Genomic DNA, 21,258 nt, shown 5'->3' on the forward strand with positions numbered 1-21,258 from the left:
CAGGAGTAACAATGGAATTTAACGTAAAAAGTGGTAGCCCAGAAAAACAACGCAGCGCATGTATTGTAGTTGGCGTTTACGAGCCACGTAGGTTATCCCCCATTGGTGAACAACTCGATAAAATCAGTGATGGTTATATCTCAAATTTACTTCGCCGTGGCGACCTAGAAGGTAAGCCGGGGCAAGTTTTATTATTGCATCATGTACCTAATGTATTAAGCGAGCGCGTATTGCTTGTTGGTTGTGGTAAAGAGCGTGAGCTTGATGATAAGCAATATAAGCAAATTATTTCTAAAACAATTAATACCTTAAACGAAACAGGTTCTATGGAAGCTGTTTGCTTTTTAACAGAGCAGCACGTTAAAGGTCGCGATACCTACTGGAAAGTACGCCAAGCAGTAGAAACAACACAAGATTGTTTATATACGTTTAACCAGCTGAAAAGTAAAAAAGTAGACCCACGTCGTCCACTTCGTAAAATGGTATTTAACGTACCTACTCGTCGCGAACTCACTATTGGCGAAAGCGCTATTGAGCACGGTTTAGCTATTGCAGCAGGTAGCAAGCTATGTAAAGACGTAGCGAACATGCCGCCTAACATTTGTAACCCTGCGTATTTAGGCGAGCAAGCTCAAGAGCTGGCTACCAATTTTGATAACATCAGCGTTGACATTATTGGCGAAGAAAAAATGGCTGAGCTCGGTATGAACTCATACTTAGCAGTGGGCCGAGGTAGTGATAACGAATCTATTATGTCGATTATTAACTACAAAGGCGCGAGCGATGACCAAGCGCCAATTGTACTTGTAGGTAAAGGTTTAACGTTTGACTCAGGCGGTATTTCTATTAAACCTGGCGAAGCCATGGATGAAATGAAATACGACATGGGAGGTGCAGCAGGTGTTATTGGCGCAATGCGCGCACTGGCACAAATGCAGTTACCTATTAACGTAATTGGTGTTTTAGCCGGCTGTGAAAACATGCCTAGTTCTAATGCATATCGCCCAGGTGATATTTTAACAACTATGTCGGGGCAAACTGTTGAAGTACTTAATACCGATGCTGAAGGGCGCTTAGTATTATGTGATGCACTTACTTACGTTGAGCGCTTTGACCCAGATACAGTGATTGACGTAGCAACACTAACGGGTGCGTGTATTGTGGCATTAGGTGCTCATGCTACAGGGTTACTTTCAAATCATAACCCGCTAGCGCATGACTTATTAAAAGCCTCTGAGCAAAGTGGCGACCGTGCATGGCAGTTACCACTGTGGGATGACTATCAAGATCAACTAGATAGCCCATTTGCCGACTTTACAAACTTAGGCGGGCGCTCTGCAGGCACAATTACCGCAGCGTGTTTCTTATCTAAGTTTACTAAAAAGTACAACTGGGCACATTTAGATGTAGCCGGTACTGCATGGCGCAGTGGCGCTAGAAAAGGCGCAACTGGCCGCCCTGTTCCTATGCTTACTCAGTATTTATTAAATAGAGCCGGTGTAAGTGAAGCCGCTCAAGATTAAACATACCGTTTAAAATAGCTCTTTATAAGGCGCCATTTGGCGCCTTATTTATTTGTGTATTAATTGAAGCAAACTCGGTTATATGGCAAAATCTGCCTCTTAATTTATGTGTATCAACTTGGTATACATTCAATGTCATGGGAAACCCCGATACAATGAACATGAACGCTAAATTTTTCGTTCTAAAGCAACAAGATGAGTCTAAAGCCAAGGCTGATGATCATTTTGCTTTGGCTGCACAAGTTGCGGCCGATCAGTATCGAAATGGGCAGCGTGTATTTATTTGTGTAAACGATAACGAAACGGCCTGTGCCATTGATGAAATAATTTGGGCATTCGACCCAGATAGTTTTGTGCCACATAATTTACAAGGTGAAGGCCCAAAAGGCGGCGCACCTGTAGAAATTGGCATTACGCCACCTGTTGGCAACCGTAAAGTTTTAATTAACTTGGCTACCCAGTTACCGGATTATATTCGTCGATTTAACCAAGTTTTTGATTTTGTCCCCGTAGAACCTGCTGCTAAACAAGCAGCCCGCGAGCGTTTTAAAAAGCTACGCCAACTCGGTGCCAATCTCACCACGCAAGATATAAATAGCTAGCCAATCAGGCAAACTAACCAACTAATTTAAGTACTTATTTAAGGTTCTGTGTAATGGATAAAACCTACAATCCGCAAGATATTGAACAGTCTCTATATCAAGACTGGGAACAAAAAGGCTACTTTAAGCCATCTGGCCAAGGCGTACCGTATTCAATTATGATCCCGCCGCCAAATGTTACTGGTAGCTTACACATGGGCCACGCCTTCCAAGATACAATAATGGATACCCTAACGCGTTTTAAACGTATGCAAGGTAACAACACATTATGGCAAGTAGGTACTGACCACGCAGGTATTGCAACGCAAATGTTGGTTGAGCGTAAACTACATGCTGAAGAAGGTAAAACACGCCACGATTTAGGCCGCGAAGATTTTATTAATAAAATCTGGGAATGGAAAAAAGAATCTGGCGGCACAATTACCAAGCAGCTTCGTCGCCTTGGTGCGTCGGTTGATTGGGACCGTGAACGTTTTACTATGGACGATGGCCTATCTGAAGCTGTTAAAGAAGTATTCGTACGCCTTCACAAAGAAAACCTAATTTACCGTGGTAAACGCCTAGTAAACTGGGATCCAAAATTACACACTGCTATTTCTGATCTTGAAGTTGAAAACAAAGACAAACAAGGCCACATGTGGAACTTACGTTACCCACTAGCCGATGGCGTTAAAACACAAGACGGTAAAGACTACATTGTAGTGGCTACAACTCGCCCAGAAACCATGTTGGGTGACTCAGGTGTTGCTGTAAACCCTGATGATGAGCGCTACACAGACTTAATTGGTAAAGAGATTTTACTACCTATCGTTAATCGTCGTATTACCATTGTTGCTGACGAACATGCCGATAAAGACAAAGGCACAGGTTGTGTAAAAATAACCCCAGCGCACGACTTTAACGATAACGAAGTGGGCAAGCGTCATCAAATGCCGATGATCAACATTTTCGATAAAGACGCCGCTATTTTAACGCAAGGTGAAACATACACCTTTGACGGCAAAGAGCTTGAGTTTGACGCGCCAATTCCAGAGCGCTTGCACGGGCTTGATCGTTTTGCTGCACGTAAAGCGATTGTGGCTGAATTTGAAGAACTTGGCCTGCTTGAAAAAATTGAAGACCATGGTTTAACCGTTCCTTACGGTGACCGCTCTGGTGTGGTCATTGAGCCACTACTTACCGACCAATGGTATGTACGTGTTGCACCGCTTGCTGAACCTGCAAAAGATGCAGTTAAAAACGGCGACATTCAATTTGTACCTAAGCAATACGAAAACATGTACTTCTCGTGGATGAACGACTTACAAGATTGGTGTATTTCACGCCAGCTTTGGTGGGGTCACCGTATCCCAGCTTGGTACGACAGCGAAGGCAACGTATACGTTGGCCGCGATGAAGCAGAAGTGCGCCGCGAGAACAACATCGCAGATGATGTTGCGCTGAGCCAAGACGAAGATGTTCTTGATACTTGGTTCTCATCTGCGCTTTGGACGTTCTCTACGCAAGGTTGGCCTGAAAATACCGATGATTTAAAAACCTTCCACCCGTCTGACGTGTTGGTAACAGGTTTTGATATTATCTTTTTCTGGGTTGCGCGCATGATCATGATGACGCTGCACTTTATAAAAGATGAAAACGGCAAGCCACAAGTTCCGTTTAAAACCGTGTATGTAACGGGCTTAATACGCGATGACAATGGCGATAAAATGTCTAAGTCAAAAGGTAACGTACTTGACCCGCTAGACATGATTGACGGCATTGAGCTTGAAGACTTAGTACAAAAGCGTACTGGCAATATGATGCAGCCAAAACTTGCTGCAAAAATCGAAAAAGATACCCGTAAAGTATTTGCAAATGGTATTGAAGCTCACGGTACCGATGCACTTCGCTTTACCCTTGCTGCGATGGCATCTACCGGTCGTGATATTAACTGGGACATGAATCGCCTTGAAGGTTACCGTAACTTCTGTAATAAACTATGGAACGCGAGCCGTTACGTATTAATGAACACAGAAGAGCAAGACTGTGGTTTTGCAAACGATGCTGAAAAAGAGTTCTCGTTAGCTGATCGTTGGATTTTAGGCCAATATGAAGCAACAGTTAAAACCTACACTGAGCACCTTGATAACTACCGCTTTGATTTAGCCGCTAATACACTTTACGAATTCACTTGGAACCAGTTCTGTGATTGGTACTTAGAGCTAACTAAGCCCGTATTATTTAAAGGCAGTGAAGCACAGCAGCGCGGTACACGTAATACACTTATTACCGTACTTGAGAGCTTACTACGCCTAATGCACCCAATGATGCCATACATCACAGAAACAATTTGGCAACGTGTAGCACCACTTGCAGGCCTTGAAACTACAGGCACTAGCATTATGGTACAAGGCTTCCCTGTTTATAATGAAGCAAGCGTTGATGCACAAGCAATGGACGATTTAGAGTGGGTTAAACAATTCATTTTAGCTATTCGTAATATTCGTGGTGAAATGGATATTAGCCCAAGCAAACCTCTTAGCGTATTACTTGCTAACGCATCGAGCGACGACGTGCGCCGCATTGAAGAAAACAAATCATTTTTAGCATCACTTGCAAAAATTGAAGAGTTTACAATGCTTGAAAACAAAGACGACGCGCCAGCATGTGCCACGTCTTATGTTGGCAACCTTGAAATTATGATCCCAATGGCGGGCTTAATTGATGTGGAAGCCGAGCTTTCGCGTATTAATAAGCAACTCGAAAAAGCTGAAAAAGGCCTAGCACAAGTGCAAAACAAACTAGCGAACGAAAAGTTTGTAAACAATGCACCTGAAGCCGTACTTGCAAAAGAAAACGCTAAATTAGCTGAATTCACCGATGCTAAAACTAAGCTACTTGAGCAAAAAACTAAAATAGAAAGCTTATAAACTTTCATAAGAATGCCTATTAAATGATGTTAATAGGCATTAAAAAAGCCGCTCACTTTAATAAGTGAGCAGCTTTTTTGTGCCTTGCATTTAACTACAAAGCACTTCTACATTAGAACTTGTAGTTGTACTGAGCGCCAAGTAATACCGCATGGCCTTTAGACTCGAAGCCCCATTGGCTGCCTGAGTCATCAGCTTCAGTAAAGGTTTGAGTTTTACCACGAATAATACTCACGCCTAAATCTACATTTGATTGCTTATCGATTGTGTAGTTACCACCAAACGAGAACCAAAAACGATCTGTATCTGGGATAGAGATAGAAAGGTGTGTTTGCGATACTGGAGACTCATCAAATGCTACACCAGCACGAAGTAATAAGTCTTCGTTTAGTTGGTAATCAGTACCTACAGAGTATCGGAATGAGTCATCAAACTGCTCTTGTTTTTCAAACGCAAGAAACTTGTCACCTGTAGGAGCTGTTACTTGTGCTTCTAGTGATTCAAAGCTGCTCCAACCTGTCCATAATACACTGTAATGTAGGCCTAACTTGTCATCTAGCTGATGTGAGCCAGAAAATTCAGCAATAGCTGGTAGTGTTAGATCTACAGAGCCCGGCAACTGAGCGCCGCCTGTGCCACCAATAGCTACTGGTAACTCGTTTGAGAAATCACCATCAAATGTGATGTCTGTTTCGCTGCGGTAGTTAAAACCAAAACGGCTGTTATCATCTAGTTGGTACATTAAACCTACGTTTAAACCAAAACCAGTATCATCGCCTTGAAGGTTTACAGCATCAGCACCAAAATCAATGCCGCTAGCATTAGCACCCACTTTACGAATAACAGTTGCATCAGCATAAATAGCGTTTAAGCCAATACCAAAGCTAAATTGCTCAGTTACTTTATAAGCAACGCTTGCATTAAGGTTAACAGTGAAGATTTCTGTTTCGCCAGCAATTTGGCCAGCAACGTATTCATCATTAAACTCTGTAGATAAACCAAAGTTAGAAAACGCACCAAAACCAATTGATACTTTATCGTTGTAAGGCATAGTAAAGTAAATAGCAGGTACAACAGCACTTGGTGCAATGCTGTCGTCATCTAATGCACTAGGATCAATACCATTATTAGTACTTTCGCCTTCAATACTTACATCTGGAATTACGCCAATAGCAGCAACACTTAGCTGCTTGTCTTTAAATAAAGTCATTAATGCTGGGTTACGTGCAACTACAGACGCGTCGTCTGCGATAGATGCTTCACCAGCATATGCACGGCCTAAACCCGATGCATTTTGCTCTGATAATTGAAACGCGGCTGCAAAAGTATCAGCCGAAACAAATGCAAGCGAGGCTGCGATAAGCGTTTTAGAAAATTTCATTGTTGAGTCCTTAACCAAACCTACTGTTTGGGTAGCTATGTGTGTTGTTATTAGGATTTGAAACTTTGCTACACTACCTTAATTTTTTGTAAAAAACTCTATGAAAGCGTCAAAAAACAGCAAAAAACATGTTATTTAACGACATTTTAACAACTATTTAAAACTCATCGGATGAGAAATGTGTTATTAGAGTTAAAGCTCTAACTGTAATTAATTATCATTTAGATTGACTTGAAATATAGAGCAAATTACACTCTTTATAAAATCACTAAGGAAGTAATGCTGTGATCATTTCACTTATTATTGCAGGGCTAATATTTTGTGGTGCGAGTGTATTTTGCTTTTACAAAGCAAATTATTGCGCATGCACACAAGCTGGGCAATGTGATAACCCGGTAAATCATTATTGGCTAGGAGCAATGTTAAATGCATTGATTTCTTTGGCTCTGTGTTGCATAGCGCTTCATGTAGAGCTTGGCACTTTAATATGGTTAACATTAATGGGAAGTTGCTTTTTAGGGGCGTTTATTTCGGCTAAGCAAAGTAAAAAAAGGCAATGTAGTAAGGCTAATTCAGCAAATGCTCTTTTAACAAGCGAGACAAATTAATTTGATAGTCGAGTGGCTTTACACTCGCTAGTATTTTTATGTCGTGGGTGTGCTCACTTAAATCAATGTTTTTTGGCGTTATATGATGGCTATGCTTAGCATTATAAAATAGCTTAATTTTAGGCTTTATAGGATTAAGCTTATTACCTTCAAGTACTAACGCTAAACGATCGTTAGTCAGCTTTACTATTGTCCCTACAGGGTGCACTCCTAAGCACTTAATAAAACGCTGTACCAGCTCTGCATCAAACATTTGTTTATTCGCTAGCAAGTAACGTAGCGCATTAATCGGCTCATCACCATCTTGATGCGGTCTATCGGCAGTCATTGCATCATATACATCTACAATAGCCATAATACGCGCTGGTCGGCTTATTTTATCACCTTGTATAGCGCGCGGATAACCAGAGCCATCTAAACGTTCATGGTGATTTACTATCATATCGAGCATAAGCGGCGTAATGCCTTTTTCACCTTTAACTAGACCAAGGCCTTGTGCAACATGCTTTTTTATAGCAACAAGCTCGTTATTGGTTACTTTACTTGGTTTAGAAAAAATACCTTGTGGGAGCTTTGCTTGGCCTAAATCATGTAACAATGCGCCCATAGCCAACTCTTGCACTAAAGGCTCTTTGTAACCAAGGTACTTAGCAAATACTGCAGTAAAAATGGCGCAGTTGATCATGTGTCGCCAGTTATAACTGTGTTTGTCTTTAATGCGGGTAAGAATAGTCATAGCGTTTGCATTACGAAATACCGAACTCACTATTTCACAGGCTATTTCATCAAGCACTTTTACATTTAAACTAAGCCCTGATGTTAAATCGCCATAAAGCGATTGCAGCTTACGCCCTTGCTGATCGTAATTAACACTCGCTTTTGCAAATTCTTGTTCGAGTGTTATTGCTATAGGTGTTTTTTCAGCTTTTTGTTGGCTATTAAAAGTTTTAGGTTTATTTTGCGGCTTGTATTTAGCGGGAATAGCCGCATCGCCTTTAGTAAAATCAATAAGAAGCTCTAACACCCCCTCAGCGACTAAACGTTGAATGATTGATTTATCTCGCACTAAACCACTGGTCTTAATTTTAATGCTATTAATGCCTTCGTGCTGTTTAGTTACGCTATCGACGTACATACCAGGGGTAAGCTCAGATATAGGCAAAGTAATAAGCATAAAGGCAGGATTTTTTAGAATTTGAGAATATGTACCTTAAATAGCATTAATTAAGCTTAAAAGTCTAGTTTTTGAGTTGCACGCAGTAATAAATGACTACAAAGGATTACTTATGAAGGTTTTATAAAGTAAGAAAATAAAAACATATATTGCAGAAAGGTTTTAATCAAATGGCGCTCTCGGTAGGGATCGAACCTACAACTCAGCCTCCGGAGGGCCACGTGATATCCATTTCACCACGAGAGCACATTTGTGCCGCCACACCAACTCGCGATATCAGTGCTTTAGCATCCGCAATAATAAAGAGATCTTTAAATAAATACCAGTAACATCAGCTTATATGCTTATTAATTAAGCTGTTTTAAATAAAACACTTCACAATGACTTAAAAACACGCTATTTATTCATATTCGGTAAAAAGCAGTAACGCTTTAGCAACATTATTACTATGGTTATTGTGATACGAATTGATTTAATACGAGGGAAATAATTATGAGTTTAATGTCTACAGAGCAAACCGCTGAATTTTTAGGTGTAAAAGTTGAGCGTGTAAAGCGTCTTGCCCGCGAGAGTTTACTAATAGCTAAATCAGAAGACGAAAACGGCGAGCCACAGTTTGATGCCGCAGAAGTCGCAAAATATAAAGAATTAGCTGAACGCTTTGGTGGCCTTTAATCGCATTATAAATACTCTAAACGTTTAATTAGTTGCGCGCGTAACCCTGCAGACTTTGTATTTATGTCGCGCTGCTCATACCAACCAATACATAACACTAAAAATAACACGCTGTAGTAATTAAGTTTCTTTGCCGAGAGGTAAAACTCACCTTCTTTTTCTAAACAGGCTTTATAACTATTTAATAATGCTTCCCTACTTTGCTCGTTTAAATTAAAGCTAACTGCCAGTGCTGCTAAATCAAAGTAAACATCGTTGGTTTGAGCGTATTCGAAATCAATTAAGTACATACCCAAAGCATTCACAATAATATTGTCTTTCACTAAATCATTATGACAAAACCCTTCACTGTAAGGCATTTTAGCAATGCTTTTTAAGGCGTGCTCTATTTGTAGTTGGTGATGTTTATATATATCGCTTTGCTGATAGTAAAGCAGCTCTTGCGCGATATTCATAGCGGGCGTTTTTACAGGATAGGCATGCACTTTAGCAAGTTTGCTAATGAGGTTTTGCTGGGTATTATTTTGAGCAATATCGCCTTCTATATAATTAAAAGCCGCGTAGTTATTTTTTTTATCTGTCCATATTGGTTTCGGACAAATAAATTGCTTACTGAGTGCTTGCTGCGCTTGTAAGCCAATTGTTGGCCACTGCGTTTTATAACATTTTAATAAATAGGCACTTTGCTGAGTGCGAATTAAAAAATTATCGTTACTAAAGCCATTAAGCAATCGCTCGGTTGAAACAATGCTTAAAGGCTCTATAAACGCACTACACACTTTTACTAGCTCAGTATGCTCAATCATTAATTAAAGCTGTGCTAATGGCTTAGCTTGGCTCTGCTCGTATTCTTCGTACCAGGTTTTAAAGCCCCAAGCAGCCATAATGGTATAAAAAATAAAGAGCGCAAGCGTTGGGTAATAGCCTTTTTCGTAATATAAATACATTGAGGCTGCATCTATGACTATCCAATATAACCAGTTTTCGAGCACCTTTTTAGCAACTAAATAAGTGGTCACTACAGCAAAACAAGTTGTAAAGCTATCTAGATAGGCGAAATCAGCATGGGTATAGTTTTGCATTACGTAACCAATAACAATAGCCGTAACGCTTGTAGCGGCTATAAGTATAGCGTGACGGTCCATCGACCACGATGTGATACTTAAGCTATTTTTTTTGCCTTTACGCCATACAGTCCAACCGAATACAGCCATATACATGTAATAAAAATTAAGTAATGACTCCATAAGTAGCGCACCATTCCAGTACATTATGGTGTAAATAAGTGTACTTAAAAAAGCGGCAGGCCAGCACCATAAGCTCTCTTTTATTGCTAGTAATAAATAAGCAATAGACAACACTACCGCAATATATTCCCAATGCGACATTGCTGTAAAACCACTTAAGGTTTGCGTTAAAAAGTCCATGTGTGCGGTTACCGTTTTAAATACAAATTAAATAGGAGCGATTACTCTGGAGATAAATCGCCAGATAAAAACTTACATACAAAAATAGCCTTACCAAACTCTTCGTACGAGCGTTTAATTTCGGTATTAAGCACTTGCATAACTAAATCGTAATCACCAAAAATTTGTGTAGAAAGTGTATTAGTGATTACTTTTAAATTGTCGTATTCATTTAAGCGATCAATAAAGCCTTTAATAAACGGGATGTAATCTTGATGAAGCGGGTATTTACTGATCTCTACTGATAATTTCATTTTAAACTCTACTTTTAATTATTTGATTTCAACAAATCATTCAATGCCAGTTCAAATCAGTGTAAAATTACATTAACACTCAATTTAGCTGAGCTTATTATGGCACGCAGAATAACCTATACATTTAAAAACCAACCGCGCGAAATTAACTTCGCAAAAGACAAATACCACGATATGTATCAAGCTATTGCGGCTGCCGAAGGTATCGATTTAACAAACTACTTAAATATGGTGCGCCAAATAGAAATGACCTCTAAAGGGTCATCAGCAGTACGTAATTTTCGCGACCAAGAATTTGCCCGTATGGGCTTTAGCGATATTTACTTTATTAAAGAGTAATTATAATACGCTAAAAACTAACTATGGCTGATACTCATAACTTACGCGCGGTGTGATATTACACAATAACTCGTAAGGGATAGTATCGGCGCATTGTGCTATTTCTTCAACAGGAAGCTCTGGCCCCCACATTGTAACGCTGTCGCCTACTTTTACATTGTGCTCGTTCAAGCCAATATCAATACTGATCATATCCATAGAAACACTACCCACTATACCGTAGCGTTGACCTGCAATCATAACGGGCGTGCCTTCTTTTGCGTGGCGCGGATAACCATCACCATAACCCATTGCCACAACAGCAAGCTTGGTTGGTTTGTCACTTTGCCAGCGCCCACCATACCCAACAGCCTCATGCGCAGCTACATTACGTACTGCAATCACTTTAGTTGTTAAATGCATAACGGGGTTGAGCTGATGCTGCTGCCCCACTTTATTAGCCATTGGCGATACACCATAAAGCATAAGTCCAGGGCGCACCCAATCACCATGCCCTTTAGGCCAAGCAATAATTCCCGCCGAATTTGATAAGCAATGCGCTTGGTTAATACCATTTACTAAGTTATCAAATAACGTAATTTGTTGAACCGTTTTTGAATTATCAACATCATCAGCACACGAAAAATGAGTCATTAAATTAATCGTGTTTTTTGCATTCGCTGTTTTTTGCAAGCGACTATAAAATTCTTCAAACTGCTCAGGTGCAATACCTAGTCGGTGCATACCTGTATTTACTTTTAGCCAGCATGTTATTGGCGCATCAAGCTTGGCATTTTCAAGTGCTGCTAATTGGTTTTCATCGTGAATAATGGTTTGAAAATTATTCGCGAGTAAAATAGGCAAATCGGCTTTATTAAAAAAGCCCTCTAGTAGCACTATTGGCTTTGTTAGCCCGCCCGCACGAAGCGCTAAGGCTTCATCAATACGGGCAACAGCAAAGGCATCAGCGCCATTTAAATGCTGAGCAATGGTTACTAAACCATGCCCATATGCATTGGCTTTTAATACCGCCATAATTTTGCTATTAGGCGCAAAACGCTTCACTTGTGCTAGATTGTGCGCAAGTGCCGTTAAATTTATTTCAGCTGTGGCTAGTCGCATTAATATTCGTCATCTACTGCTGGCCCCGCGTAATTATCAAAGCGAGAAAATTGACCTTGGAATGTTAAGCGTACTTTACCAATTGGACCATTACGCTGTTTACCTATGATGATTTCGGCGATGCCTTTTTCTGTACTGTCTTCGTTGTACACTTCATCACGGTATATAAACATGATTAAATCGGCATCTTGCTCTATTGAACCAGATTCACGTAAATCTGAGTTAATTGGGCGTTTATCAGCACGTTGCTCAAGCGTACGGTTTAGCTGCGAAAGCGCAACAACCGGACATTTAAGCTCTTTTGCAAGTGACTTAAGAGAGCGCGAAATTTCTGCAATTTCAAGTGTTCGGTTATCCGATAAACTAGGTACACGCATTAACTGCAGGTAATCGACCATGATCATACTAATACCACCATGATCTCGCGCTATACGCCTTGCACGTGAGCGTACATCGGTAGGTGTAAGCCCTGATGCGTCATCAACATACATTTTGCCTTTTTCCATCAACAAGCCCATGGTTGATGAAAGTCGCGCCCAATCGTCATCATCTAGCTGGCCGGTACGTACCTTAGTTTGATTTATACGACCAAGTGATGCGAGCATCCTCATCATAATTTGTTCTGAAGGCATCTCTAATGAGTAAATAAGCACTGGCTTGTCTTGAGTCATAGCTGCGTGCTCTGCAAGGTTCATCGCAAAGGTGGTTTTACCCATCGACGGACGTGCTGCAACAATAATTAAATCAGAAGGTTGTAAGCCTGTGGTCATTTTATCAAGGTCGGCATAACCCGTACTTACACCGGTAACACCATCTTGTGGTGATTGATAAAGCTCTTCTATTTTATCAACGGTTTTTTCGAGTATGTTGTGTATGCTTTGCGGGCCTTCAGTGCTTTTTGAGCGCTGCTCGGCAATTTTAAATACCTTACTCTCGGCAAAATCTAATAAGTCGTGGCTGGTGCGCCCTTCGGTATTAAAGCCTGCTTCGGCTATTTCGTTTGCAACACCTATCATTTCACGAACAACGGCTCGTTCGCGTACTATGTTTGCGTAAGCATCGATATTAGCAGCACTTGGGGTGTTTTTAGCTATTTCAGCTAAATAAGCAAAACCACCAATACCAGCAAGTTGATTATTTTTTTCTAGGCTTTCAGAAATGGTAATTAAATCTATCGGATCGCCAATTTCAGCAAGCGCCGTCATCGCCTCAAAAATTAACTTGTGCGTGCGGGTATAAAAGTCCTGCGATACAACAAGCTCAGCTACGCGGTCAAAGGCTTGATTATCAAGCATTAAGCCACCTAAAACAGATTGTTCAGCTTCTATTGAATGGGGAGGAACTTTAAGGGTATCGACTTGCTTATCTGGTTTGGCCATAACTTCACAGTACTAAAATTGAATGGCTCTATTCTATCGACTTGGCGGGGCTGTGCAAATAGCAAAGCAGGAAATCTTTTCCTGCTTTTTGTAATCATACACGCTAAATACGCTATTTAGTGCGAAGCTCTATGCGCCCGCTTATCGTATCCATTTCAACATTTGCATTGCCGCCATTTGCGCTAAACTCTAAATCGCTTGAAGGGCCGTATTTAGCTTTGCTTACTTTATCGCTTGTAATTTTATTAATAATTTTACCATTAGCATGGGCTTTAATTTCAAATTTAGCCGATACACTTTGCGGGAAGTAAAACTCACCATCGCCACTAACCGACTCAAAACGCACATCGCCACCTTTTAGTAGCTCTTTAATGTGTACTTCTGCTTCGCCATTTACGGTATTTATACGTAAATTTTTAATACTCGATAATGTAAAATCAATATCGCCATTAACGTTTTCTAATCGTACATCACTTGCTGTTGAGTTTGATTTAATATCGCCATTTACAGCGCTAAAACGTAGCTCGCCACTTGATTGCCTATCGTTAATTTCACCGTTTACGGTTTCAAATTGAATATTACCGTTTAAATTCTCTGCGTTTACATCACCATTTACCGTAGTGAGCTTAATGTTGCCAGTAATATCATCAACGGTAATTTCACCATTAACTACATCTACTTCAGCACCGTTTTTAAGGGTTTTAGCAACCACAGATACATTAACTCCAGCAAACTCTAAACTACTGCTTTTTGGCATAAATACAGTTAATTTAGAACCATCACCATTGTTTCCCCAGCCCAAATTGCTTGGCATTTTTACTATAAACTCGGTTTTATCGCCCGTGGTTTTTAGCTCAAAGCCTTGTGCTTTATCATCAAGCTCACCAGATACTTTAAACTCATTTTTATCCCAACCAGTTATGTGTACGTCGCCGCGCTGGTTTTCAATAAAAATAGTGCCACCGCTTGGTACTTCTATTTGCTTATCTATTTTGTCACCCGCTAAAACACTTAGTGGTAATAGGCTTAATCCGAGTAAAATTGCTTTCATGTTATTCCCCTATATTTGCTGCCAACGCGGTGCATGCACCTTGTTTATTAAATCGAGTTGTTGCTGGTAAACTTGCGCCAGCATGGTTAGTAACGCTTGGTTTTGTGGTTCGTTTTCAAGCGCTTGTTTAATTGCCTGCTCTGCATCTTCAAGTTCTTGTAGTTGTGCCTGCCAGTTATTGGTAAGTGCATCTTGGTTTTTATACTGCACTAATAAATTTTGCTTTTGCGCTTTAAAATAATCGCTCATAACCATTACTTGGCTAGGCTCGTTATTGTTTATAAACATATTTACAGCAAGCAATGCGGCCACACTACAAGCAGCAATAGCCGTTAATTTTGGCCACAATGATTTATTATTTGCACTTGGCTTTGCCGTCACTATGGCGTGCTCGACTCCCGCCCAAAGCGGTTTATTAGGTGCGATGTCTTTATTTAAATTATTTAAAGACTCATTTAAGTAGTCATCAAAATTTTGCTTACTCATACTCGTAACACTCTTGTAATAACTGCCTTGCGCGATGATATTGCGATTTACTAGACCCTACAGCCATGCCTAATTGCTTAGCTATTTCTTCGTGGCGGTAGCCTTCAATAGCATATAAAACAAAAACCATACGGGCGCGCTCTGGTAAGCGAACAATTAATTTATCTAACCCGTTTAAACCTTTACAACTTTGTGCGCTTTGCTCATCCATGCCGCTTTGTTCAATACTTACTACTTTGTTTAACCAGCTTTTGTGCTTGCGTACATAACTAATCGCCACGTTACTTGCCACACTGTATAACCAAGTAGAAAACTGAGAACGCCCGTCAAACTGCGCTATTTTGTGCCATACATGCACAAACACCTCTTGGGCGGCGTCTTCAGCGTGCGCTTCGTCGGCTAATAAGCGCAAACATAAACCGTAAACACGTTTTATGTGCAGCTCATATAACGTTTTGTATGCGCTTTGGTCACCCGATTTAACTCGCTCAATTAATGCAGCTTCGCACATGGGCGCGTTTTCGGGTTTAACGTGTAACATCCGTGATATCGCCTTTTAGTTATTTTTATGCTTTTAGTTTATTGATTAGTAAGACGCAAAGACAGACAAAAAAGGTTTAAACAAATAATAAAAATATTTATCTCGGGAGATTTAGAAAGCGTTTAGAGGAATTTTAGACACAAAAAAGCCGCGCTAAAAGCACGGCTTTTTGGGCTTAATTAAAAATTAAGCTTCAGCAATAACGATTACTTTAATAGTAGCTGTTACGTCTGAGTGTACTGCGATTGCAACGTCAAATTCGCCAGTCTCACGGATAGTACCTAGAGGTAAACGAACTTCTGATTTAGCAACTTCAACACCAACAGCTGAGATAGCGTCAGCGATGTCACGAGTACCGATTGAACCGAATAACTTACCTTCGTCACCAGCTTTAGATACTAAAGTAACTTCTGCTAATGCTTCTAGTTTGTCAGCGCGTGCTTGTGCAGCAACTAACTGTTCAGCGATTTTCGCTTCAAGTTCTGCGCGACGTGCGTCAAAAGTTTCAATGTTAGCTTTAGTCGCAGGAACTGCCTTACCTTGCGGGAAAAGGAAGTTACGTGCGAAACCAGATTTAACTACAACCTGTTCACCTAGGCTACCTAGGTTAGCGATCTTATCTAGTAGAATAACTTGCATGTTTCTACACCTTTTAAAAACTGTTAATCCGCTGCTTACTTATGTAAGTCAGTGTATGGAAGAAGGGCTAAGTAGCGAGCACGCTTAATAGCAGTTGCTAGCTGGCGCTGGTATTTAGCGCTAGTACCTGTAATACGGCTAGGTACGATTTTGCCACTTTCTGTAACATAGTTTCTAAGAGTAGCTAGATCTTTGTAATCGATTTGTTGTACGCCTTCCGCTTTAAAGCGGCAGAACTTACGACGTCTGAAATAACGTGCCATGAGATTAATTCCTCAAATAATTCTTTCTATATGCTGAGCATGCAAAACCAATTGGCTAAGGCCGTTACGACCTTCGTGGCGATTTAAAAAACCACTCACTTGCAATGCCTGCCCAACGTGCAAATGTTGAGTCTGTTGTTGCATTTGCTTACCACTGGCAACAACCTGAAGCCTAACGTAACTATTACGGTTAAGATCTGCCTCGGTTTGCATCGATTTATGTTCTACAACAAAAATACAATGCGGTATGCCTGCAGGGCTTTGGCTAAACTTGGGTGTTTTACAAACAACCCCCGATATAACCAGCTGATTCATATATGGGCTAACCATTACACTAACTGCTGACTACGTGCCATGCTAGGACTCAAAACAATTAAGCAGCTGGTGCTTCTTTCTTCTCTTCTCTTGCAAGAGGAGACGCTTCAGTTACTGCATTTTTAGTACGCATAACTAAGTTACGAAGCACTGCATCGTTGTAGCGGAAAGTAGTTTCTAGCTCGCTGATTACTTCAGTAGGTGCTTCAACGTTCATAAGAACATAATGAGCTTTATGAAGCTTGTTGATTGGGTAAGCCAGTTGACGACGGCCCCAGTCTTCAAGACGGTGAATAGTACCACCAGCTTCAGTGATAGAACCAGTATAACGTTCGATCATACCAGATACTTGCTCACTCTGATCAGGGTGAACCATGAATACGATTTCGTAATGACGCATGGATATTCCTTACGGTTAATAGAGCCTTCTACCGTTTCGGCCGGTCGGTTTAAGGCAAGGAATTAATAGTTTAAAAGCCGAAATGAGCGCGCATTTTACGCTTAGATGGATAATTAAGCAAGCAGGTTTTTTAAGCTTTTATAGATAAGTATTTAAAGGTAATTATTATGAGCTTTCCTCATCGCACCAGCAGGCTGCACGCCTATAAGTAGGCGCCAAACTTGCTCGCTTGAAAAGCGCAGCTTTTAATTACTTAAACTTTACGCTTTCACCTAAAATATAAACATTTACTCAAACCTAAAGGCGTGCAATTATTAAGCAACACATTATTAAATAAGGATATTTATGAAGCTCTTACTATCGCTTATATTAGCACTTACTTTTAGTACACCTCTTTTAAGCCACGCAGACACCTCTACAACCGACATAACCGTTGGTAAAAAAGTTATTCTACAATCAAAAATACTTAACGAAGACAGGCCTATCAGAATTTTTATACCTGACACTGTAAAAGACGATCAGCCGCTTTATGTTATTTATTTACTTGATGGTGTTGAGCACTTTCATACAGCCTCTGGTGTAGTTAAATCCCTTGTTGATTACGAGCAAATACCTAATGCAATGCTTGTTGGTGTTGATACAACCTACCGCGTTCGTGATTACTTACCTAAAGTACAAGGTGAGCCAAAAACTGAATTTCAAACCTTTGTTAAAAATAAGTGGCCTGACGCTGGGCAAACCGACAATTTTTTAAAGTTTGTGTCTGACGAACTCATGCCTTATATAAACAGTAATTACTCAACTAACGGCTACAACACCTTAATTGGTCACTCTAATGCAGGTACATTAGCGCTTTATACTTTAGTTAATCAGCCGGAATTATTTAACAACTACATAGCTATTAGCCCAAATAGTTGGTGGAGTGACGGAGAGTTAAAAAATAATATTATTAAATACGCTAAAAACCCTAAAGGCGCTCAATCGTTATTTATTAGTGTAGCAAGTGAAGGGTCACGCTTTTATACAGGTGTACTAAATACGTTAGTAAATTTAGAACAACAAATGCCTACGCAGCTAAAATGGGAGTATAAGCATTACCCTACTTTTTCTCATATGGGCACCATACTACCAGCACTTAGCGATAGCCTAATTACCTTATTTAGTGACCTAATATTTAAAGTGAATGACGAGCACGGAAAATTTGCAGATGTATCGCTTATTACTGGTTACTACCAAGCACTGAGTGATAAATACGGTTTTGAGCTTAAAATTCCACAAGATGTGTACGTAGAATTTGCTCATAGCCAGCAAAAATTTGGCAACACTAAAAAAGCGATAGCTACGCTTAAACAATTTACTCGTGATTACCCTAATGCTGCTTACTCACACATGCGATTATCGCAAGGCTACACTGCTGACAAACAATTTAAAAAGGCCGTCACTAGTATGAAACACGCACTAGAACTTGCTAAACAAAACTCGCGAGACCCAATGTTAGTTGATGCACTCAAAGATATGGTGAATGAAGCACAAAATAATTTGTAGCTGATTTAACGTAAAGCGCTTTTTAACTAACGATAATAATTACGTGCTACGCTCGTCGCGTCAGCAAGCTGCACGCCAACAATTAGAACCAAACTCGGTATTAAGATTTATTGTAAACGCCGAGCTTGCTCGCGTGAAAAGCGCAGCTTTTAATCTATTTAAAGCCGCTTAAAAACAAAAAACCGATATTTAAACTAAACATCGGTTTTTCTCTGACTGAAAGCTGACAGCTAAAAACTGCCGGCTTGTCTTCATCACTTTCCTATCGCTTCTTTGGCGAACAGGTGTTTGATTGGGCCTAGGTTATCAACGAGTGATAGCCCGACTCCACGTATCAGTTTTTTAACCGGATTTGCACCTTCAAATAACTCTTTAAGCCCTTGCATCATGGCTATGTGCTTTTGCGCGTCGAGCTTGCGGGTGCGCTCGTAATCGCGAAGTGTACGGGTGCTTGCAAATTCTTTACTATCCTTTGTTAAAAGCTCAATTAAATAAGCGGCGTCTTTTAGGCCTAAGTTCATACCCAGCCCTGCAAGTGGGTGAATGGTATGAGCTGCATCGCCCATTAACATTACTTTACCGTTAACCCATTGCTGGGCGTAGCGCATTTTAAGTGGAAATGCTGCGCGTTTACTTTGCACTTCACACAGGCCGCATTGGCCATCTATTGCAGCCATTACCGCTTTATTAAAGGCGGTGTCGTCCATTGCTAGCAATTCATCACAGTGGTTAGGGCTGGTAGACCATACAATAGAGTGGGTGTTGGCATCGCTTAGTGGTAAAAATGCCAGTGGCCCAGTTGGTAAAAACACTTGGCGCGCGGTGCTTGCATGTGGCTCTTTAGTTTTAACCGTAGCAACTAGCGCGTGGTGGTCGTAATCTTTAAAGCTGAGCGCCATATTGAATTGTTTGCGAATAGCCGAGTTTGCACCATCGGCCGCCACCAGCAGCTTAGCAATAATAGGCTCGCCGCTTTTAAGCGTTATAAATACGTCGGACTCACTTTGGTGTATTTGCTGATACTGCGTATCAAACATGAGTGTGGCACTTGGCTGTTGCGCTAACTCTTTTATAAGTGCAAAGCGAATAATATCGTTTTCTACTATATGGCCTAAGTGATCAAGCTCAAGTTGCTCGTTATTAAAGGCTATTTTACCAAAGCTGTCGGCGTCGCGTACGTCCATATGCGTATAGGCACACGTTCGCTCTGCTATTATATGTGGCCACACATTAAGTTGCTCAAACAAGGTTTGGCTTGCTATGCTCAGCGCACTGACGCGCAAGGCGTATTCATCAGTTGGGGGCGCTTGTTTTGGCCCGGCATCTAACACCACAACACTTACATTGGCTTTTGCCAGTCCTAAAGCGAGAGTTAAGCCTACGCAGCCACCACCCACTATACAAACCTGTGCTTGCTTCATAAATGCCTACCTTGTTTAACTTGCCCCATTAGCTGCTTTGCCAAGGGTGCTTTTAATGCGGGAAATAAATCCATTGAGAAAAGCCCAATGCTGCGCCCAAGCGCCAATACCCGTGACGAGTTTGAAAAAAGCCTAACCAGTGCGTCGGTTAATGTCATTACAGTATTTATATCGCTACTGCGCTTTTGTGAATACTCACGGGTAAACGCATAACAGCCTAACTCGTTTTTACTTGTTGCTATTAAATCACTAAGTACTTGTACATCACGCAGGCCTAAATTAAAGCCCTGCCCTGCAATAGGATGAATAGCATGTGCGGCGTTACCAATTACTACTGTACGATGCGCCGTTAATGATTCTGCTTGGCCATAAACCAGTGGGTAGCTTGTGCGTGTGCCCACTTTTGTAAATTGCCCTGCTCGGTAACCAAATGCACTTTGTAGCGCATTTAAAAAGTCGCTTTCACTTAAGGCGGTATGCTGCTCAACTTGCTGCTTTGTCATACACCACACTAATGAGTAACGGTTATTGCTCATTGGTAAAAGCGCCATAGGCCCGTGCTCAGTAAAACGCTCGTAGGCATGGTTGTTATGCCCGCCTTCTACTTCAACATTTGCAATTATAGCGCCTTGCTCATAGGGCTGAGTGTTAAAGCGTAAACCGAGTAATTTTCGGGTTGGAGATTGTGCACCATCGGCAATAACAAGTAGCTTAGTATTTAATTGCTCGCCGCTTTGTAGAGTAATTTCGTTATTGTTTAGGTTTTGCTTAATAGTGCTTACGCTATCGGGGCAATAAAGTGAAATGCTCGCCTGTGTTAATCGCTGATAGAGTGCTCGCCCAAACGGGTTTACCTCAACTACGTAACCTAATGAGGGCTTAGCAAATTCGTCGCAATTAATATGTGCTTTACCAAAGTGACCACGATCCGACACGCTTACTTTTTTTATTGCTGCTGTATACGGTGCATTTTTATCAAACAAATTTAAGCGCTGTAAATACTCAACAGATTGCTGAGCAAGGGCTATGCTTCTGTCATCAAAGCTTGGGTGGTAATCGCCCGTTACTTGGTTTGCTTCTACTACCGCAATAGTGAGTGAAGGATTTGTTTTAGCAATACTTAGCGCGCAGCTTGCACCGGCAAGCCCGCCACCAATAACTACAACATCAAACTGCTTAGCCACTT

At 40.9% G+C, this 21,258-nt stretch carries 23 protein-coding genes and 1 tRNA gene; 7 read left to right on the top strand and 17 right to left on the bottom strand.

The features are described 5' to 3' along the window. The first annotated feature begins 11 nt into the window (after positions 1 to 11). From pepA to CWC11_RS06920, 3 genes are all read left to right on the top strand, one after another. Positions 12 to 1,523, top strand: coding sequence for a leucyl aminopeptidase (pepA, locus tag CWC11_RS06910; protein ID WP_138682116.1), 1,512 nt, complete (start codon positions 12 to 14; stop codon positions 1,521 to 1,523). Positions 1,524 to 1,678: 155 nt separating this feature from the next. Next, entirely contained in the window at positions 1,679 to 2,125 is a 447-nt protein-coding gene (locus CWC11_RS06915) for a DNA polymerase III subunit chi (RefSeq protein WP_104643670.1), read from the top strand. Between the two features lie 53 nt (positions 2,126 to 2,178). Beyond that, positions 2,179 to 5,034: a valine--tRNA ligase gene (locus CWC11_RS06920; RefSeq protein ID WP_138682117.1), complete on the top strand. Its 2,856-nt coding sequence runs from the start codon at positions 2,179 to 2,181 to the stop codon at positions 5,032 to 5,034. A 112-nt stretch (positions 5,035 to 5,146) separates the two neighbouring features. Here CWC11_RS06920 and CWC11_RS06925 read toward each other — a convergent pair whose 3' ends face one another. Further along, on the bottom strand, positions 5,147 to 6,415 hold the full coding sequence (locus tag CWC11_RS06925) for an outer membrane protein transport protein (RefSeq protein WP_138682118.1): 1,269 nt from the start codon (positions 6,413 to 6,415) through the stop codon (positions 5,147 to 5,149). 284 nt (positions 6,416 to 6,699) lie between these two features. On the opposite strand from CWC11_RS06925, the gene CWC11_RS23285 reads away from it, so the two are divergent. Then, positions 6,700 to 7,023, top strand: a complete 324-nt coding sequence (locus tag CWC11_RS23285; RefSeq protein WP_138682119.1) for a hypothetical protein — start codon at positions 6,700 to 6,702, stop codon at positions 7,021 to 7,023. Here CWC11_RS23285 and CWC11_RS06935 read toward each other — a convergent pair. Together CWC11_RS06935 and CWC11_RS06940 are read right to left on the bottom strand one after the other, a co-directional pair. Next, positions 6,983 to 8,197, bottom strand: coding sequence for a cyclic di-GMP phosphodiesterase (locus tag CWC11_RS06935; RefSeq protein ID WP_138682120.1), 1,215 nt, complete (start codon positions 8,195 to 8,197; stop codon positions 6,983 to 6,985). The genes CWC11_RS23285 and CWC11_RS06935 overlap by 41 nt on opposite strands. Positions 8,198 to 8,368: 171 nt before the next feature. Further along, a tRNA-Arg gene (locus CWC11_RS06940) sits at positions 8,369 to 8,443 on the bottom strand. 246 nt (positions 8,444 to 8,689) lie between these two features. Here CWC11_RS06940 and CWC11_RS06945 point away from each other — a divergent pair. After that, positions 8,690 to 8,872, top strand: coding sequence for a hypothetical protein (locus CWC11_RS06945; protein ID WP_002963040.1), 183 nt, complete (start codon positions 8,690 to 8,692; stop codon positions 8,870 to 8,872). A 5-nt stretch (positions 8,873 to 8,877) separates the two neighbouring features. On the opposite strand, the gene CWC11_RS06950 is transcribed toward CWC11_RS06945, so the two are convergent. From CWC11_RS06950 to CWC11_RS06960, 3 genes are read right to left on the bottom strand one after another with little or no spacing between them, the layout of a single operon-like run. After that, positions 8,878 to 9,678 (bottom strand): phosphotransferase, encoded by an 801-nt coding sequence (locus tag CWC11_RS06950; RefSeq protein ID WP_138682121.1) that lies wholly within the window; start codon positions 9,676 to 9,678, stop codon positions 8,878 to 8,880. Between the two features lie 3 nt (positions 9,679 to 9,681). Continuing rightward, positions 9,682 to 10,299, bottom strand: coding sequence for a nicotinamide riboside transporter PnuC (gene pnuC / locus CWC11_RS06955; protein WP_138682122.1), 618 nt, complete (start codon positions 10,297 to 10,299; stop codon positions 9,682 to 9,684). A gap of 41 nt (positions 10,300 to 10,340) precedes the next feature. Further along, the gene (locus CWC11_RS06960) at positions 10,341 to 10,592 is read right to left on the bottom strand and encodes a hypothetical protein (protein ID WP_004588464.1); all 252 of its coding nucleotides are present in this window, start codon (positions 10,590 to 10,592) and stop codon (positions 10,341 to 10,343) included. 99 nt (positions 10,593 to 10,691) lie between these two features. Between CWC11_RS06960 and CWC11_RS06965 the strand changes: the two genes are divergently transcribed. Then, positions 10,692 to 10,931 (top strand): DUF2960 domain-containing protein, encoded by a 240-nt coding sequence (locus CWC11_RS06965; protein ID WP_004588463.1) that lies wholly within the window; start codon positions 10,692 to 10,694, stop codon positions 10,929 to 10,931. A gap of 21 nt (positions 10,932 to 10,952) precedes the next feature. Here the strand turns inward: CWC11_RS06965 and alr are convergent, their stop codons facing one another. The 9 genes from alr to rpsF all read right to left on the bottom strand — a co-directional run bounded on the left by alr (position 10,953) and on the right by rpsF (position 17,106). After that, positions 10,953 to 12,032, bottom strand: a complete 1,080-nt coding sequence (gene alr, locus CWC11_RS06970) for an alanine racemase (RefSeq protein WP_138682123.1) — start codon at positions 12,030 to 12,032, stop codon at positions 10,953 to 10,955. Continuing rightward, positions 12,032 to 13,411, bottom strand: coding sequence for a replicative DNA helicase (dnaB, locus tag CWC11_RS06975; RefSeq protein ID WP_058548071.1), 1,380 nt, complete (start codon positions 13,409 to 13,411; stop codon positions 12,032 to 12,034). The genes alr and dnaB overlap by 1 nt, the downstream gene beginning before the upstream one ends. Positions 13,412 to 13,523: 112 nt before the next feature. After that, a complete protein-coding gene (locus tag CWC11_RS06980; RefSeq protein WP_138682124.1) occupies positions 13,524 to 14,462 on the bottom strand; it encodes a DUF4097 family beta strand repeat-containing protein in 939 nt (312 codons plus the stop codon). A gap of 9 nt (positions 14,463 to 14,471) precedes the next feature. Beyond that, positions 14,472 to 14,948, bottom strand: coding sequence for a hypothetical protein (locus CWC11_RS06985; protein ID WP_138682125.1), 477 nt, complete (start codon positions 14,946 to 14,948; stop codon positions 14,472 to 14,474). Beyond that, entirely contained in the window at positions 14,941 to 15,489 is a 549-nt protein-coding gene (locus CWC11_RS06990) for an RNA polymerase sigma factor (protein WP_138682126.1), read from the bottom strand. Before CWC11_RS06990 ends, CWC11_RS06985 begins: the two co-directional genes overlap by 8 nt. Positions 15,490 to 15,675: 186 nt before the next feature. Further along, a complete protein-coding gene (rplI, locus tag CWC11_RS06995) occupies positions 15,676 to 16,128 on the bottom strand; it encodes a 50S ribosomal protein L9 (RefSeq protein ID WP_058548074.1) in 453 nt (150 codons plus the stop codon). 35 nt (positions 16,129 to 16,163) lie between these two features. Further along, on the bottom strand, positions 16,164 to 16,391 hold the full coding sequence (rpsR, locus tag CWC11_RS07000; RefSeq protein WP_002962753.1) for a 30S ribosomal protein S18: 228 nt from the start codon (positions 16,389 to 16,391) through the stop codon (positions 16,164 to 16,166). Between the two features lie 12 nt (positions 16,392 to 16,403). Further along, positions 16,404 to 16,721, bottom strand: a complete 318-nt coding sequence (gene priB, locus CWC11_RS07005) for a primosomal replication protein N (protein WP_004588456.1) — start codon at positions 16,719 to 16,721, stop codon at positions 16,404 to 16,406. 43 nt (positions 16,722 to 16,764) lie between these two features. Continuing rightward, positions 16,765 to 17,106: a 30S ribosomal protein S6 gene (rpsF, locus tag CWC11_RS07010; RefSeq protein WP_004588455.1), complete on the bottom strand. Its 342-nt coding sequence runs from the start codon at positions 17,104 to 17,106 to the stop codon at positions 16,765 to 16,767. A gap of 345 nt (positions 17,107 to 17,451) precedes the next feature. Here rpsF and CWC11_RS07015 point away from each other — a divergent pair, with 345 nt between their 5' ends. Further along, a complete protein-coding gene (locus CWC11_RS07015; protein WP_138682127.1) occupies positions 17,452 to 18,651 on the top strand; it encodes an alpha/beta hydrolase-fold protein in 1,200 nt (399 codons plus the stop codon). Between the two features lie 254 nt (positions 18,652 to 18,905). On the opposite strand, the gene CWC11_RS07020 is transcribed toward CWC11_RS07015, so the two are convergent. Together CWC11_RS07020 and ubiH are read right to left on the bottom strand one after the other, a co-directional pair. Next, entirely contained in the window at positions 18,906 to 20,072 is a 1,167-nt protein-coding gene (locus CWC11_RS07020; RefSeq protein WP_138682128.1) for an FAD-dependent oxidoreductase, read from the bottom strand. Beyond that, the gene (ubiH, locus tag CWC11_RS07025) at positions 20,069 to 21,256 is read right to left on the bottom strand and encodes a 2-octaprenyl-6-methoxyphenyl hydroxylase (protein WP_138682129.1); all 1,188 of its coding nucleotides are present in this window, start codon (positions 21,254 to 21,256) and stop codon (positions 20,069 to 20,071) included. The genes CWC11_RS07020 and ubiH overlap by 4 nt, the downstream gene beginning before the upstream one ends. Positions 21,257 to 21,258: the final 2 nt, after the last annotated feature.

Source organism: Pseudoalteromonas sp. S3178, assembly GCF_005886985.1.
In the GTDB taxonomy this organism is placed as follows: domain Bacteria; phylum Pseudomonadota; class Gammaproteobacteria; order Enterobacterales; family Alteromonadaceae; genus Pseudoalteromonas; species Pseudoalteromonas carrageenovora.